Genomic DNA, 426 nt, shown 5'->3' with positions numbered 1-426 from the left:
CTTTTCCATAAGCTGGCTAGTGAACAGCGCGACGTTGACCAGCACGTGCTTTCCAACCTTCTCGTGGGGGATGTAGCCGTTGCGAATCCAACCCCAGACAACGTCATGACGGTCACCCATGCGGATCCAGTCGGCGAACTCTCTCCAGGGCATCACCGGAGGTGGGCTAGAAAGGTCTTTTTGAGACGGGACGAGTCCTTCTACATTCATGGCCTTTGCTGCACTATGCAGGTCAATACTGGCAACAGCTAAAGTCAGATTGACTCTAGCTGGAATTAAGCATATTCAGCTCAATTCAATTTGACTAGAGTATATTTAGATGAATAAGTAATGATCAAACAGCGCGTCATAACCATTCTGTCCTGGTCCGATATCCGGCTTCCTAAGCTCGAGGAGCTAACGGGTATCAGCCGCTACCCCTGGAGC

At 50.2% G+C, this 426-nt stretch carries 1 protein-coding gene; it reads right to left on the bottom strand.

Going from position 1 to position 426, the window contains the following annotated elements:
* Window positions 1–210: hypothetical protein (locus tag CVM73_RS40795; RefSeq protein WP_100236941.1), on the bottom strand; the 210-nt coding region annotated here is incomplete at its 3' end.
* Window positions 211–426 lie beyond the last annotated feature (216 nt).

This window comes from Bradyrhizobium forestalis (assembly GCF_002795245.1).
GTDB lineage: Bacteria > Pseudomonadota > Alphaproteobacteria > Rhizobiales > Xanthobacteraceae > Bradyrhizobium > Bradyrhizobium forestalis.
The sequence above is the reverse complement of the archived record's forward strand: the minus strand, read 5'-3'. Positions and strand labels throughout refer to the sequence as shown.